The sequence below is a fragment of the Tullyiplasma multilocale ATCC 49900 genome (genome assembly GCF_000483165.1).
GTDB lineage: Bacteria > Bacillota_I > Bacilli_A > Mycoplasmatales > Mycoplasmataceae > Tullyiplasma > Tullyiplasma multilocale.
Genome location: NZ_AXXW01000005.1, coordinates 53323 through 69565, shown reverse-complemented (window position 1 = coordinate 69565; position 16243 = coordinate 53323). Strand labels below are relative to the sequence as shown.

17 protein-coding genes are annotated in these 16243 nt (G+C 29.4%); 14 read left to right on the top strand and 3 right to left on the bottom strand.

Annotated elements, in window-relative coordinates:
* Window positions 1–262: 262 nt before the first annotated feature.
* Window positions 263–2053 (top strand): ABC transporter ATP-binding protein, encoded by a 1791-nt coding sequence (locus G319_RS08745; protein ID WP_035358713.1) that lies wholly within the window; start codon window positions 263–265, stop codon window positions 2051–2053.
* Window positions 2054–2085: 32 nt separating this feature from the next.
* Here G319_RS08745 and G319_RS08740 read toward each other — a convergent pair whose 3' ends face one another.
* Both G319_RS08740 and G319_RS0100360 read right to left on the bottom strand, forming a co-directional pair.
* The gene (locus tag G319_RS08740) at window positions 2086–3036 is read right to left on the bottom strand and encodes a hypothetical protein (protein ID WP_026389169.1); all 951 of its coding nucleotides are present in this window, start codon (window positions 3034–3036) and stop codon (window positions 2086–2088) included.
* A 75-nt stretch (window positions 3037–3111) separates the two neighbouring features.
* Window positions 3112–4902 carry a ribonuclease J gene (locus G319_RS0100360; RefSeq protein WP_035358711.1) on the bottom strand — a complete coding sequence of 597 codons (1791 nt, stop codon included), beginning with the start codon at window positions 4900–4902 and terminating at the stop codon, window positions 3112–3114.
* A 336-nt stretch (window positions 4903–5238) separates the two neighbouring features.
* On the opposite strand from G319_RS0100360, the gene G319_RS0100355 reads away from it, so the two are divergent.
* The 7 genes from G319_RS0100355 (at window position 5239) to G319_RS08720 (ending at window position 9373) form a co-directional block, all read left to right on the top strand.
* Window positions 5239–5988, top strand: a complete 750-nt coding sequence (locus G319_RS0100355; RefSeq protein WP_026389167.1) for a hypothetical protein — start codon at window positions 5239–5241, stop codon at window positions 5986–5988.
* A 2-nt stretch (window positions 5989–5990) separates the two neighbouring features.
* Window positions 5991–6728: a hypothetical protein gene (locus tag G319_RS0100350; RefSeq protein ID WP_026389166.1), complete on the top strand. Its 738-nt coding sequence runs from the start codon at window positions 5991–5993 to the stop codon at window positions 6726–6728.
* Window positions 6715–7401 carry an ATP-binding cassette domain-containing protein gene (locus G319_RS08735; RefSeq protein ID WP_026389165.1) on the top strand — a complete coding sequence of 229 codons (687 nt, stop codon included), beginning with the start codon at window positions 6715–6717 and terminating at the stop codon, window positions 7399–7401. The genes G319_RS0100350 and G319_RS08735 overlap by 14 nt, the downstream gene beginning before the upstream one ends.
* Window positions 7402–7488: 87 nt before the next feature.
* Window positions 7489–8241 carry a hypothetical protein gene (locus tag G319_RS0100340; protein WP_026389164.1) on the top strand — a complete coding sequence of 251 codons (753 nt, stop codon included), beginning with the start codon at window positions 7489–7491 and terminating at the stop codon, window positions 8239–8241.
* A 242-nt stretch (window positions 8242–8483) separates the two neighbouring features.
* Window positions 8484–8672 (top strand): hypothetical protein, encoded by a 189-nt coding sequence (locus G319_RS08730; protein ID WP_026389163.1) that lies wholly within the window; start codon window positions 8484–8486, stop codon window positions 8670–8672.
* A 53-nt stretch (window positions 8673–8725) separates the two neighbouring features.
* Window positions 8726–9163 carry a hypothetical protein gene (locus G319_RS08725; RefSeq protein WP_026389162.1) on the top strand — a complete coding sequence of 146 codons (438 nt, stop codon included), beginning with the start codon at window positions 8726–8728 and terminating at the stop codon, window positions 9161–9163.
* Window positions 9164–9223: 60 nt separating this feature from the next.
* Entirely contained in the window at window positions 9224–9373 is a 150-nt protein-coding gene (locus G319_RS08720) for a hypothetical protein (RefSeq protein ID WP_156902642.1), read from the top strand.
* 41 nt (window positions 9374–9414) lie between these two features.
* On the opposite strand, the gene G319_RS0100320 is transcribed toward G319_RS08720, so the two are convergent.
* On the bottom strand, window positions 9415–10020 hold the full coding sequence (locus tag G319_RS0100320; RefSeq protein WP_084514118.1) for a peptide deformylase: 606 nt from the start codon (window positions 10018–10020) through the stop codon (window positions 9415–9417).
* Between the two features lie 106 nt (window positions 10021–10126).
* Between G319_RS0100320 and rsmD the strand changes: the two genes are divergently transcribed.
* The 6 genes from rsmD to G319_RS08715 are packed head-to-tail and all read left to right on the top strand — an operon-like array spanning window position 10127 to window position 16242.
* Entirely contained in the window at window positions 10127–10687 is a 561-nt protein-coding gene (rsmD, locus tag G319_RS0100315) for a 16S rRNA (guanine(966)-N(2))-methyltransferase RsmD (protein WP_026389160.1), read from the top strand.
* A gap of 1 nt (window position 10688) precedes the next feature.
* Window positions 10689–11582, top strand: a complete 894-nt coding sequence (gene gmk, locus G319_RS0100310) for a guanylate kinase (protein ID WP_026389159.1) — start codon at window positions 10689–10691, stop codon at window positions 11580–11582.
* Window positions 11575–12843, top strand: a complete 1269-nt coding sequence (gene rsmB / locus G319_RS0100305) for a 16S rRNA (cytosine(967)-C(5))-methyltransferase RsmB (protein WP_035358709.1) — start codon at window positions 11575–11577, stop codon at window positions 12841–12843. Before gmk ends, rsmB begins: the two co-directional genes overlap by 8 nt.
* A 43-nt stretch (window positions 12844–12886) precedes the next feature.
* The gene (locus G319_RS0100300; protein ID WP_026389157.1) at window positions 12887–14302 is read left to right on the top strand and encodes a hypothetical protein; all 1416 of its coding nucleotides are present in this window, start codon (window positions 12887–12889) and stop codon (window positions 14300–14302) included.
* A 13-nt stretch (window positions 14303–14315) separates the two neighbouring features.
* On the top strand, window positions 14316–15110 hold the full coding sequence (locus tag G319_RS0100295; RefSeq protein ID WP_280123351.1) for a PP2C family protein-serine/threonine phosphatase: 795 nt from the start codon (window positions 14316–14318) through the stop codon (window positions 15108–15110).
* A 1-nt stretch (window position 15111) separates the two neighbouring features.
* On the top strand, window positions 15112–16242 hold the full coding sequence (locus tag G319_RS08715) for a serine/threonine-protein kinase (protein ID WP_026389155.1): 1131 nt from the start codon (window positions 15112–15114) through the stop codon (window positions 16240–16242).
* The last annotated feature ends 1 nt before the right edge of the window (window position 16243 follow it).

Sequence of the window (16243 nt, the reverse complement as noted above, 5' to 3'; positions counted from 1 at the left end):
TTGTTAGTTTGTTAAGATATTTTACAGCAACAAGGTATTCTTACTCGTAGCATGGGTGTATTTATAAAAAAACGCCACATAATTATAATATTTGGTATCATTAATATAAGAATAGGGGTGTCGATATGAAATCAACAGAAAACAAATTAATGACAAAAAACTTTTCATTAACTGCAGAACGCATTTATTTCATTATCGGTGCTGTCGTAAAATAAGTTACTAGTTTTTTAATATAAAAAGATAAATAATAAGGGAAATTAATATGAAAAAACAAGGTAACAATACCTTAATTTTGTTTAGCCTAATTTATCGTTATATAAAACTAAATTTACTAATATCGATTTCAATATTGATATTAATTTTGCTATCGACAACCATTACTTTGATGGTTCCGTTGATTACTCAACAACTTACAATGGCAATAGCTATAAAGAATGGATCTGAGTTTATCAGTGGTTTTTGAAATCTTGATTTCTGAACTTTGATAGTAATCGGACTGGTTCTCATTTTTGTTAATGCCTTTGTTTTATATTTCGGAAATTACTTAGGTATAAAATTAGGGAGAAAAATAGAAATAGATTTAAGAAAGAGAATGTATACAGCTCTTTTAAAACAAGATATACAATATTACTCTGATAAAAAAACTGGAGAATTAATTACAAAATTTGTATCGGATACACAAATTGTGGGAGAACAAGTTTCTACAATACCGATTATGTTATTACTGGCAATTTTGCAAATATTGGCTTCATTTACGATGATGTTTATCCTCGATTGAAAGATCACTCTTGGGGTTCTAACTTTATTTGTGATACTTACATTAATAATCTTAGTTTCATTTAGAATAACAGAAACTAGATATTCAAAAACTAGAAAGTTAATCACAAATATCAATGGTAATTTAACAGATAGAATAAGTAACGTGAGATTGGTCAAAACTAATGCTACAGAAGAGAAAGAAATTAATCTTTCAGAAGACTTACATCACGAGTACTATAAAATTAGTGAAAAACTATCTAAGGGAGTCTCGTTTTTGCAAACTGCACTTTATTCTGGAACAGCTAGTTTACAATTTTTAACAATTATAATAGCAATGCTTTTTTACTTAAATGTTGATCCTAAAACATCAAATGAATTCTTTCAGAATACATTCACATCTTTTGTAATGGTTCAAGCAATGATGAGTGGACCATTGTTTCAAATGGTTAATATTACTAATGGAATAGCTCAAGCATCAATCACGAGTGTGAGAATTATGGAGATAATTGAGAGTGAGACATCTATAAAAAATGGTTATGAAGGGATCGAAAAAATATCTTCAATTCAAATGAAAGATATTGACTTCTCATATCCAGAAAAACCTGAGAAGGTAGTTTTGAAAAACTTTGACTTCAAATTTATCAAAGGAAAATCATATGCTTTTGTTGGAGAAACAGGGAGTGGTAAATCTACAATTGCTAAGTTGTTATTAAGGCATTATGACGTTACTAAGGGAGCCGTTCTATTCAATGGTGTAAATATCAAAAAAATCAATAGAGAAGCCTTTCTGTCAAAAATAGGTTATGTGGAACAAGAACCACAACTTATCTATGGAAATGTGATTGATAAAGTTGGATATGGTAATGAAACATATTCTAAAGAACAAATTATAGAAGCTTGTAAAAAAGCGGAGTTACATGAATTAATAATGACTTGAGAAAAAGGTTATGACACAATTCTTGGGGAAAGAGGGTTCATGTTATCTGGTGGTCAAAAACAACGTCTTGTAATTGCAAGGGTATTTTTGAAAGATCCTGAAATACTAATCCTTGATGAAGCTACATCAGCATTGGACAATATTGTTGAAAAGGAAATTCAAGCAAAACTTGAAGAATTGATGATAGGAAGAACATCGATTACAATTGCTCATAGATTGTCAACAATTAAAAATGTTGATCAAATTATAGTGCTTGGGGCCAATGGTCGAGGAATTGTGCAAACCGGAACGTTTGAAGAACTTAAAAACCAAGAAGGACATTTCAGGAAACTTTATGAAGCGGGCAATGCGCAATAAAAAAATCCAACAGTTTAACTGTTGGATTTTTCTTATTTATAATTACGTTTTTGTTCCGCTCTGTTGATTGATTCAAATTCTGTAATTTTAACTTGACCATCTTTTTGTCAAATACCAACCAATGACTGACTAGCGATTCTAATGATGATTGATACATACATCATTGTAATTGCCAAATTAGCCAAGGCTGCTGTAATATACATGAATTTCATAAATCCACCATCTTGACCAAAGGCTCTGAATAGATCTGCGATTGCTCCTAATAATCTTATGATTGCAATGAACATTAAGTAAACTAATTCAATTGAAGCAATGATTAAGTACGCGATTGCTACAACATTCATCAATTTAGCCATTCCGGTATCTCCAAAGAAAATTTCTTTTGAAGAGTTTTGGAAGAATAATGAAACTGCAATTGTTCCTAAAACTAATGTTGCAATTCCGAATACTAACCCAACAATTCCATAAACATTTTGTGTAAGTTCATTAAATGATACTGTGGCACCATTATAATTTGTTGTTAATGCGGTAGTGATGAAAGTTAATAAGAATAATGCTCCACCAACCAATGTTGTCATTCCTAATACTCTTGTTAAGAATCATCTTGGATTTATTGATGAGTTACTTGGTACATTTGGGAAACTTGTTAAAATGAATGGTGTTAAAAAACCTCCAAGTGTTAAACTAAGTGTTGCTAAAATGTATTTATTGTCTAAAACTTCTTGGTCAGATGCCTTATTTACAAATTTAACAATTACAACAGCTGTGTAGATTGTTTTTCATGTTAGGTATACTGTGAAAGCCAGGATTAAACTTACTGATAAAACGGCTGTTTCTTGATTTATACCATTCCCGATCCCGTTACGGATATCGTTTAGGTAAAAGATCATTGCCGCTAACCCAATAACAGAAAACACCGTTCCGATTATCTGAGCAAATTTTATCATTCCACGTGGGACAGATAATGCTGAATAATTATTCATAATAATATTCCTCCTTTAATTTATAAAGATTATATCTCATAAAATAAAAAAAATACCAATTGGTATTTTTTATGATTATTTATCACCTTGTTTTTTATTTAAAATAACTGGGATGATTAATGGGTTACGTCTTTTTGTTTTGAAGATGTAAGGTGAAAGTGATTGTTTAATCGCTTGTTTGATACCTCCAAATGTAGGTTTTGGTCCGTTAAGAACTTCTAAAACTGCATTTGTAACGATATTAATTGATTCACCAATAATATTTCCAGAATCCCTTACGTAGAATGAACCACGTGAAATAATTCTTGGTTGGCTTAATAATTTATTTGTAGCTGAATCAATTGATACAACAACAGCAATCAGACCATCACGACTTAAGATATCACGTTCACGGATAACATTTGATGCTTGTCCTGTCATATCTTTTCCATCAACGTAAACTGCATCAGCATCAATACGTTTTGTAACTTCAGCATGTCCATTTAATAACTCAAGAACATCTCCATTGGCCATTACAAATCCATGACCTTCAGGTAAGTTAACTGATTCAGCTGTTTCAACGTGTTTTTTCAACATTCTAAACTCACCGTGCATTGGCATAAAGTGGTTTGGTCTTAATAAACTGAATAGTAATTTTTGTTCTTCTTGAGAAGCGTGTCCTGAAGAGTGGATTTTGTTGTTTGCTGAGTTTTCAATTACGATAGCTCCAACTCGAGTTAAACGGTTTGTTAATCTTTCAACATCAGCTCTGTTTCCAGGGATTGGTGATGAAGAGAAAATTACAGTATCACCAGGTTTGATATTAACTGATTGGTGTTTTCCTGTAGCGATTCTTGATAAAGCGGCCATTGGTTCACCTTGTGATCCAGTTGTAATAACCATGATTTGGTTATCTGGGTATTTATCAATATCATTTGGTTTAACAAATTCTTTTTCAGAAATCTTTAAGTGTCCCATTTGACGAATAATTTTAATAATTCTTTCAATTGAACGTCCTAAGATAACGATTTTTCTTCCATAACGGTTTGCTGTTTCAATAATATGTTGAATACGGTGAACGTTAGAAGCGAAAGTAGTAATCATAATACGACCTTTAGCTTTTAAGAATAATTTATCGATATTTTCAATAATTCCTTTTTCACTTGGTGTATAACCTTCAACTTCGGCATTAGTAGAATCGGCCATTAATAATTCGATTCCTTGATCTCCCATAGCAGCTAATTTATTTAGTTCTGTATAGTGTCCTAATGGTGTTCAGTCAAATTTATAATCTCCTGTAGAAAAAATATTTCCATTTGGAGTTTCAACTAAAATTCCGAATGCATCTGGAATTGAGTGATTAAGAGCTGCGAAACTAACTCTGAAGTTGCTTGATTTTCAAACATCATCAGATACATATTCTTTAACAACTGTTTTATCTTTAAGTTTGAATTCTCTTAATCTGTCTCTAATTAAAGCACTAGCTAATTCTGGAGCATAGATAACAGGAACGTCAACTTGTCTTAATAAGTATTGAATTCCACCAATGTGATCTTCATGTCCGTGAGTAATAAACATTGCTTTAATTTTCTTTTGGTTTTCTACTAAGTATGAATAATCAGGGATAACTGCATTAACTCCAAGCATAGTAGCATCTGGGAATTTAACCCCAGCATCAATAATAATAATTTCGTTATCATATTCAATAACGTATGTGTTTTTACCAATTTCTTCTAAACCACCTAAAGCAAAAACTTTAGTAGGGATATCTCCATTAGCATATTGTCTTTTAACTTCTTTTTGTTTGAAAACAAACGGTTTAATTTCTTCTTCTTCAACTTTAGCAACAACTTTTGTAGCTTCAGTAACTTTTAAATCTTTTTCCATAATAATCCTCTCTTTTTATTTCTATATAAAATGCTCTTGTTATATTTTTTACGCAATGTCTTTTATTATATTTTGAATAAATATTATATTTTGATAACTAAGAGCCTCACGGCTGAAATAAACTTTTTACTTAAATAAAATATATCATAAAAAATTAGGTTTTATATGTAAAAAGTTGTACATAAAAATTATATTTGAATTCTTCGAAAACAAGAATGGAAAATACCATAGCAAAACTTTATTTAAATTAAAAGAACTAAAAGCAACGATCAATTTTAATTATCCTCATTATAAAACTTTAAAGCGTAAAATTATTAGAGAGAGTAGGTGTAAATAATGGGTGTTTTGATACAGCAAAATTTTCATAGATTACTTAAGAAGTGATACTTTGTTATTGCCTATTTTATTATTTCGATAACATTAATAGCAGCAGACGTTGGAACAACTTATGATCACGGAGAATTAAATAAGTATTATATTTTCATTCTAGTTATTTTGAATATATTTGTTATTAAAACTTTTTCCAATAATCAATATAAAGATTACCAAACTGGTTACATGTCCTATTTATTTACGACTGATGTAGGAAAATTTAAAATAGGAACACACTACTTGATTTCAAGCTTAATACCAGCATCATTAAATATTACAATTCTGTTGATCCTACAATTAACAATTAATAATAATCTAATTGATAACACTATTGGTAGTGGGAAATATTTCTTAGATTACTATTTATCTCAAATTATAATTCTTATATTGTATGGATTGATATTATTGATGTTTTTTGTGAAAGATCCAGCAACGAAAACGTGGTCTTTTGTTTCTACATTTATTATATTTTTTGTGAGTGGGACTATTAAAATGGGAGCTATATTTATACATAATGAAGTATTTGATGATGTTATTTCTTCAATACCGGTTATTAACTTCATCCCATTATTGAGTGGTGCAAGTTTTTATGGAGTTGGGATATTAATGAACACGATTGTGATGGTGGCACTATTAGTGATTATTTATATAACAATAAACAATCTTAACAGCGTCAATAAATTAAAAAGAAACCGCAAAGAAAAGGGGTTTTAGTTATGGGTGAATTATTAAAATCAAGTTTTACTAGAGTATCGCATAATTGATATTATGTAGGCATTAGTGTGGTTATGGCGGTTGGTTTGTTTATGATGGGGATAATTGGAACTTATGTTACAAAACAATTCGGTGTAATTGCTAGTACAGCTGGATTCTTTTTATTAGTCTTAAATTTGGTTATTATAAATGGATTCTTCAACAACCAATATCGTGACTATAAAAATGGTTACACTTCGTATTTGTTTAGTTCAAAAATAGGTAAATACAAAATCATCACTCATTATCTAATAAGTGGATTTATCATTGGAATTTCGCTTTCTATTCTGTACTTCGTCTTATTACTTGCTGTTAATCACAAAATCATTCTTGACAATTTACATTTTTCTGAATATTTCGCAAGATACTTGGTAACACACCTCGAAGCAATTTTAAGCTTTGGGTTAGTAATATTATTATTGTTTTTAATTAAACCATCGAAGACAATTTATAGAACTATTTTTGTTATTCTGTTCTTGGTTCTGAATTTTGTATTGGGTCAAATGTCTAGTTTCAATCAGGATGGGAACTTCAGAATGGTTATGACCTTTATTCCAATAATTAATTTTGGATTTTTAATATATGGTGATAATTTCTTTGGAATGGGATGGCTTGTAAATGCGTTCGTTATATCTTGTTTAGCCCCAATTGTATGAGTTTGTATTTTTAGAATGGGAGGATTTAAAAATGTTAAAAATTAATATCCAAGGGATTAAGTATCCTGATTTTAGATTAGTGGTTAAAGATTTAATTATAAATGAAGGCGATGTTATTGGAATAATTGGTTTAAATGGCGGTGGTAAATCAACTTTTTTCGCCAACTTAATAGACCCATTCCTTTATCGTCAAAACACCATAGAAATAATGGGTGATTTTAGTATTTCGATATCACACATTTTACAATCAGATCGTTTTGTTGATATGAAGTTGAAAGAAATTGCCTCAACATTTAAAAAATTAAATAATTATCAGGGAGATATTGAAAAATTAGCATTTGAATTTCAACTAGAAAAATACTGAAGTAACTACTACACTGATTTATCAGGTGGTGAACAACAACGCTTTAAATTCTTGTTATTATTAATATTTCAAAAACCTGGTCCAAGCATAATGATTTTAGATGAATGCACAAGCTATCTTGATGTTCTATGAAAAGACATTTTAACAGATATGATTGGAAAGCTTATTAAACAAAATTCTGCCACTTTTATAGTTGAGCACGATTTCGAATTAATTAATAAATTTTGTAATCGCATTCTTGTTTTTAAAAAGGGTGAAATCATCATGGATAAAAAATTAGATGAAGAAATAAATGTAGAGTTTATTAAAAAACATGTTGGAACATATGACTTTGAATTAAATAAAGAAATTTAAGCAAAAGTTATTTTAGAAAGTTAAAATAATCTTATGGAGGATAAATTCATAAGATTTTTTATATCTATGAATTTATATATTTAATTTATGACAAAAATACAATTATTATTATCTGAATGAAAGAAAGTTGTGGCTGAACTAACACAACAAATTCAAGAAGCTAAAAAACAAGCTGGAATGGAAGATGGCGAAGATGCCATGGCTTCAATCTTGAACCGCACAATTGACAGTTTAACTGAAGAAGTTAACGAAAATGAAGTTATTTTTAAAGACATGTCAATTGAAGAGTTTAGCGAAGAATTTTTAGGTTTCGTAGCCGATGATCTAGCCGAGGTTATCCGAGTTAATTACAACTTTGATGAATTTAATGATGAAACAATGAAATTTGAAAAAGAAAATGGTGACCAAGAAATATATAAAGTTAACGATAATCTGAAAATGGCTTTCAACTTTATATATGTTCAGCTGAATACATTTATGACTGCTCTTGTTAACACAACAAATGATGAAAAAATCTATAATGTAAATCAAGTTATTGAAAAAATAACTAAAATGGTTGCAGACAAACGTCAAGAAATTGGTGAAGATGAATTCTTAAAAACTGGATATCACTACCTTGAAATAGTTCTAAGTGTTGTTGTTAAAACTTCTGATGATTTACAAACTTCTTTAACTGGCATTTTATTCTATATAAGCATGTCTGCCTTAAGGGTTTTAACTTACGAACTATCTAGTGAAGAAGGTATTAATTTAGGTACTTTAAATGCTATTTACAATGTGTTTTTATCAACACCAATGATTCTTAAATCTATCAAAAAACAAATAGAAAATATTCTTTAATAAAAATAGCCTTTCCAAAGGCTTTTTTTATTATTTATACAGAAAATCATTGGTTTTTCTTTAAAAAAATCTCTTAATTTTTGGATATTATTCATATACAATGAAGGTAGAAAATATTTATAATGTAAATAAATGTATGTGCTAATAACATATTGAGATATTTAAAAGAAATACAAATATAAGATAATAAAAGTTAAACCGCTCTGAGATATAAAATAAGAATTGGAGTTGAAAATAAGAAAATGAAAGATTTTGATCCCATTTTTTATTTACAGTCTGAAATTAAGCAGACAAATTCAAGGATAGAAGAATTGGAAAAATGATTATTCAAAGCAGAAAGACGTCTAAGAATAATTGAAATCGGAGAAGAAGGGGATGTTTGTGTAGAATGTCGTAAAAATAAAAATATTCCCAAAAATCGGACAGATTAGAATTTTTTTCCTAATACATATTGGAGGAAGTACTATTAAGTACTAAATACAATATGAAAAAAATATGAAGCAAATTATTGTGAATATCATTTGATGGTGATAAAGAAATCAAATTAGAATTTGACGAAAACACCTTAAATATCATCAATAACCTTGATGATTTAACTAAAAATAAAATTAAAACAAAAATTCCCAAAATAGCCAAAAAATTTGGTGATGAGAATATAAAGATTGGAGATAACAAAATGAGTGATCAACAATTCAAAGCACTATCAAAAATGATTACCGATCTTAAGTTTGAAATGAATAGCAAAATGGACAAAATAGAAGATGACATCGTTGAAATGAAAGCTGACATTGCTGAATTGAAAGCGGATGTTGCTGAATTGAAAGCCGATATGGAAGAACTTAAAAATGACATGGTAATAGTTAAAAAAGCTATTATCAAATTAAATAAAAAAGTTTTTGGCATAGAAGAGTTAATTGTTTAATTTTTTTCCTAAAACTATATGAGGTTGGATTTCTATTCAATCCTTAGAAAAGAGGTTTTTATGAATCAAGAACAATTTACATTATTTATGCAAGAAATAAAAGAAATAAAAGGTTTATTGGACGATATTAATACTAATACTAGTAGTTCAGAATGAACAATAAATAATATCGAGACAATAATAGATGAAATAAATGAAAAAATTAACTAAATCAAATTTACCTAGAAAAACACCCCACGGGGTGTTTTCTATTATATTAAAATTCAATCTTTTTCAGTTTTTCAGCGATCAGAAGTGTTAATTCTATCGTAGTATAAATGACCTTCATTGTGTTCTGTTTCGTGTTGGAAAACAATTGCTCGATAATGTCTCATTGTTAATTGAACATATTCTTTAGTTATATAATCATAACCTTCAACAACAACTTTATAAGCTCTGGGAACAATTCCTTCGTGATCAACATCAACACTTAAACAACCTTCACCATCATCAAGAGCTGTTATCTGTTTACTTTTGCTTGTTATTTTTGCATTAATCATCGCATATTCTTCTTTCTCTTCACCAAGATCAAAGCGAATATAGTACATATTAATATTTGCACCAATTTGTGGAGCTGCCAATCCAACTGCTGGTCTTAGATAATCATGACCATCTTCTTTGTTTAGTTCAGCATCTTGAGAATAACGTGTAAAGTCGATTAATTTATGCATTACCAATTCTTCTTCTGGAGTTAAATTTTCTGGGTCTGCCACATCAACACTAACTGCACGGATTACTTCTTTATCAGTATCTTTTGTCAGTCATTTGTTTGATGGAATTTCTGTTTGGAATAATTCTGTATTATCATTTAGTTTCATTTCATTACCTCTTTTATATAAAAATATTATAACAAAGATTAATGGCAAAATAAGGTTGGATTTTGTTATAATTAATCTAATATAAATGTGACTAGGGGTGAATTAAATGATTGTTATTAGTGGAAAATATCGCGGAAGAAGACTTTATGCCCTTGAAGGGGATAACACAAGACCAACAACTGCAAGAATGAAAGAAGATATGTTTAATATCTTAAATAACTATTTTATTTTCGATGGTAAGAAATCATTAGATTTATTCGGGGGTAGTGGAGCGCTATCTATTGAAGGTCTTTCAAGAGGTATTGAACACGCTTACATTAACGATAATTCTCGTTATGCTATGAGTGTGATTAAAGAAAACTTAAAGGGAATTCATCCTTCAAACTTCACATTGTATGAAAAAGATTATAGTGATCTTTTAGACTTATTTAATATTAAGGACAGTAAGTTTGATTTGTTCTATTTAGATCCACCATTTAAAGAGGTTGAATATTACTATAACTTTTTTAATAAAGTTGTTGATTACAATTTAGCAAATAACTGAGCTATTGTAATTGTTGAATCTGAAAAAGCATTAGATTTAGAACAAATTAAAGAATTTAAATTACTAAAACACAAAGAATATAAAACGAAGAATATGTATTTCTTCAGATTGGAAAGAGGTTAATATGGGACAAAGAAAAGGTAGAATGGTTATTATTTCAGGACCGAGTGGTGTTGGAAAAGGGAGCGTTAACAATGTTTTACGTGAAGACCCTCACTTAAATTTAGAATATTCAGTTTCTATGACAACACGTCAACCAAGAAATGGTGAAATCGATGGAGTTCATTATTTCTTTGTGAGTGAACAAGAATTTGCTGAAGCAATTGTTAAAAAAGAATTAATTGAATATGCACACTTTGTTGGTAATGCATATGGTACACCAAGAAAATACGTTGAAGAACAAATGGAAAAAGGTAAAAATGTTATTTTAGAAATTGAAGTTGATGGTGCAACACAAGTTTTAAAAAATGAAAAAGATGTTTTATCAATTTTCTTAATGCCGCCAACTTTAACAGAATTAGCAAATAGAATTGCTGGACGTAAATCTGAAAGTGAAGAAACTTTAAAAGCGCGTTTAGATAAGGCGATGTTAGAAATTCCGTTAAAACACAATTACCAATATGTTGTTGAAAATGACAGTGTGGAAAACGCCGTTGCTAAAATTACCGATATTTTAGAACACGAAAATGCAGCAGAACCAAATGGTAAAACAATGTATCAAAAATTAAATGAAATGGTAACTGAAATTGTAAAAGAAAGTTATCAATTCTTTGTTGAAAACTGAGAAGCAAATGTTAAGTTATTAGCTGATGATGCCGAAGAAATTGAAGAAGCAGAAGATTTCGATGCAGAAGCAAACTTAATTGAAATTTTAACTGAACAATGTTATCACAAAGTGTTAGGACACGGGGACTTTAAAAAATTAGCAGACAAAGAATACGTTATTGGACAAATCCAAAGATTAATGTTCAGAATTAACTTCTTTAGTATTGATCAGAAAAAAGGATGTAATGAATAATAATTCACGAAAATTAAGTTGAGATATTTTAAAAAAAGTATTTATCAACAAATCTTTTTCAAATATCTTATTAAATGAAGTCTCTAATAAAAATATTGAAGATAAATTCAAAAACCTTGTGTTTGCAATTGTTCACGGAACTATAACATATAAATTATATTTAGAATACTTGACAAGCAAAATGGTTGATCCAAAAAGAACTCCAATTGAACTACAAATAGTTTTATGGATGAGTATTTATCAAATCAAGTTTTTAACTACAATCCCACATTATGCAATCGTTAATGAAGCTGTAAATATTGCAAAATCAATCAATCCAAAATTCGCAGGACTAACTAATGCCTGTTTGCAGAGAGTTCTTCGTGAAGGTGATGAATTCTTTGAAATAGATGTTAAAGATGGTTATAAAAAAATGTGTATCGAAAACGGATATCCATTCTTCTTATTTGAAAAAACAAGAAAAGATTACGGTTTAGAAAACGCAATCCAAATTTGCTTGGATTCAAATAAAAAACCACCTATCAGTTTTAGAGTTAATACTTTAAAAATATCTACTGCAGAATTTTTAGATAAATATCAAGAAGAATACCAACTTGAAGAAAGTGGTATTAAGGATTGTTTAATTTCAAAATTCCCAATTGTTAAATCAAACCTTTACAAAGAAGGTTTGATCACTATTCAAGATCCTGCTTCAATTTTAGTGGCTGGTACTTTAGAACCTAAATTAGATTCTAAAGTCTTGGATATGTGTTCTGCACCAGGTGGTAAACTTACTCATCTTGCTGCAATCATGAATAACACTGGAGAATTAACAGGTTATGAAATCAGTGAAAATAAAATAAAGTTAATCCAACAAAACATCGATAGATTGAATGTAACAAACACCGTTTTAAAAGCAGGAGATGCCACTTTAATTAATCAACCTGAATATTTTGATTATATTTTATTAGATGCTCCTTGTTCAGGATTTGGAGTCTTGAAACGTAAACCTGAAATCAAATTTAACAACATCAGTAAAGCGGCTTTAAGTGAAATAGTTGAGTTACAAGAAAAACTCCTAGATACAGCTTATAAGAACCTTAAAATTGGTGGAGAGATGGTTTATTCAACGTGCTCGATCAATAAGGACGAGAATCAAAACCAAATTCTTAAATTTATTAATAAATATCCAAATATGGAAATAATTAGTGAAACACAATTATTTGGGTTTGAAAATAATACCGATGGTTTCTACATTTGTAAAATAATTAAAAATGCCTAAGGGCATTTTTTTTAATTTTCTCCTAATACTATATGAGGTGAATATGAAAAATTTTAAAATATTATTAACATGTACAAATCTAGTTGGTAGCTCATTGATTGAGCAACCAACTATCAATCATTATGCTGACAAAGAAATTAAAATAGTCAATGATAGTAAATATCAATTTCCAACCACTCAAAACTATGATCAAAAAATAGAGATAACTCCACCCAAGAAGACAATCGACCTAATCAATAAGGGGTTTAATTTGACTTTTAAAATGGACTATATAGTTAAACTCTGAGGTCATGGAGGACTAACCGAAAACAAAGATTCGTATAGTGTAAACTTTTCTGAAAATACAAAATTTCAAGAACGAATGCCTTTTATAATCAGAAAAACTTGAGTCCAATATTTGAATATGTATATAAATGCTCCAATACAAAGGAATATGTTTATAGAATTTAAAGCTGATTACAAGATAATTATTCATGAGAAGATACACAACCAAGACAAAAAAATACAAACAGGTATGTCAATCTATAAGAAGGAAATAGAAGTTAAAAATATATTGTTTAGCTTTACACCAACATTAGATTTTAGAAAAGTTCAAGATATCGAAGTATCTATTACCTACAATTATTCAGATATTGATTTAATTGATTTTGAACGAAAAATTAAAGAAAGTCTTAAACGTGAAATTAATAAAAAAGGCATTTCGGAACTGCAGTTTAGTAAGTATTTTCAATATCCTGAATTGAATGACTATATAAAAGAAGATTTGTTATATCTTAAACCGGGGATGATAATCAATGAAAAGATTGAGCTTGGAAGAAGTAAGATGATGAATTCAACCGCTGAATTGAAAGAAGTGAAGATTCCGAAGATTAATCTAAAAATTTACCAAGAATTAACTATAGAAAGGATTTATTTCTTTGATCAAATTACCGTTGATGGGGAAATAAATAGTAATACCATACTAGAACAAGTCAGACATAGATATCTTTTTGAAGATATCCTAAATCTAAATAATGTAAAAGATGATTTATGGGAAATAGTTCCAAAAGCTGGTTATGAAATGTATGTAAAAGGAGAACGCTCTTTTAGGGTCTATAAATATGTTGAACCCGAACAACCAGAACAAATTGAACCAAGTACCCCTGAACCACCAACTGAAATCTTGCCTAATCCAATCATTCCTGAACCACCAGTTGAGATTGTTCCTGAACCACCAGTTGAGATTGTTCCTGAACCACCAGTTGAGATTGTTCCTGAACCACCTGAGCAAGGCATTCCCCAACAACCTGAACAAACCAATCCTGAAGATGACAAACCTATAATTCCTGAACAGAAAGAATCCAAAGGAATAAAGCCATATATCATACTTTCTATAGCTTCGATACTATCTTTGATAGCGATTATTATCCTATTTTTCAAAAAGAAAAAGTTCAATAAAAATGATGACGAAAAGTCATAAAGAAGGGGTTTAAATGATAAAATCATTGTATTGAAGGATTGGTAATGACATGAAGTATAAAGTAGCTGAAATATCTGATATTGGTAACTACAGAAAGAGTAATCAAGATTATCTAGGTTTTGAAAAAAATAAAGATGGAGATTTATTCGGGATAGTTTGTGATGGTATGGGTGGACATGCGCACGGTGATGTGGCGTCTAAAATCGCTGTTAAAAAATTCATTGAATTATTCAAAGAAGAAACTTTTTCAAATAAAACTAAAGAAGAAATTAATAAATGATTAAGAGAATGTATAGAAAGTATTCTGATTTCGATGAAGATGCATGCTTCTGAAAGAGAAGAAACTTTAGATATGGGAACAACTCTAACTGCTGTTTTATTCGCGAATAATCAAGGTTATGTAATTAACGTTGGGGACTCAAGAACTTACAAATATACAAATGATAAAGTTTATCAAATAACAAAAGATCAAAATTTATGAAACTCAACTCCTGAAGAAGAGCGTAATAAAATTAACCAAGAGGGTGCTTTTGGAGCTCGTTTTAACGAAGTTACTTATTGAAAAGTTTTAACTTCAGCTTTGGGACCGAATAAAACTCTTAAAATTGATACATATTTAATAAAGGAACCTAAAGGTTTGTATTTTTTAACAACTGATGGAATTCACGATTATGTCGATGAAGAGACTCTTAAAGAAATTGTTGAATCAAACGAAAAATTAAAGCGTAAATGTCAGGATTTGGTTGATTATGCTAAGGGAAATTTATCAACTGATAATTTATCAATTTTAATGATAGAGGTATCTTAATATGGAAAACATCAAAAATCCAAATGTGGCAGTAAATTCTGATAAGAAGATTGAACAACCAACTGTAAAAGTTGGTGATTTGATCGACAACAGATATCAAATATTAGCGACAATTGGTGAAGGTGGAAATGCTAAAGTTTATAAAGCTTTAGATACAAAGACAACAAAGAAAGATGCTCACTTTGTGGCAGTAAAAGTTATTTCTAATATCAATCTTTCATCTGAATCTACAAAACAAAGTATCGAAATAGAAAAAGAGGCATTTGCAAAATTTGCCTTTAGTAAAAACGTTATTAGTCTTGTAGATTTCAATGAATGAAACGGAATGTTTTACATGGTAATTGATTTGGTTGAAGGTGCTGCAGATATGTCTAAAAAATTTAGCCCATATCCCTCAATGTCTTTAGAAGAAATTCTTTATTTCTATGACATGATTGGTACTGGTATGCAAGAAATCCATGATGCTGGGATTTATCATAGAGATGTTAAACCACAAAATATTTTAGTGACAGAAGATTCTATTGTTAAAATCTCTGACTTTGGAATTTCAAAGATTGTTGATATGTTATCGAACCATACTACTTCAACTGGTTTCCAAGGTACTCCAAGATATTCTTCACCAGAACAATACTTGAGCCCGAATGATTATAAATTTCAATCAGATATCTATTCTGTTGGAGTTATGTTGTATGAGAATGCTACTGGTACTCAACTATTCAATATTTATTCATTGAATGATAAGGCGAAAGATCAGCTTAATGAAAAGAAAATAGTTTTTGCAAATAAACATTACAAAGAGCAAATTGTCAGACCGAAAGTTTTCAATAGAAATATCCCACAAGCACTAGATAACATTATTATGAAATGTTTAGCTAAAGACTATACTAAAAGATATCAAAGCTTCGAAGAGTTCTTGAAAGATTTAAGAGAAGTTAAAAATAATCCTAATGTTAAAGAAAATAACATTGAGATGTTCATAACTGATAAAGATCAAAAGAATGTTATGAAAAGTGACAAGGATTATCAGTACAAGAAATTCATAAAAAAATTTAATTGAAAATTTACAATACCAGTATTTGCTGCGGTAACAACACTTGTTTTAACGTTTGCAATAGTTTTATTGGTAAGTTAGG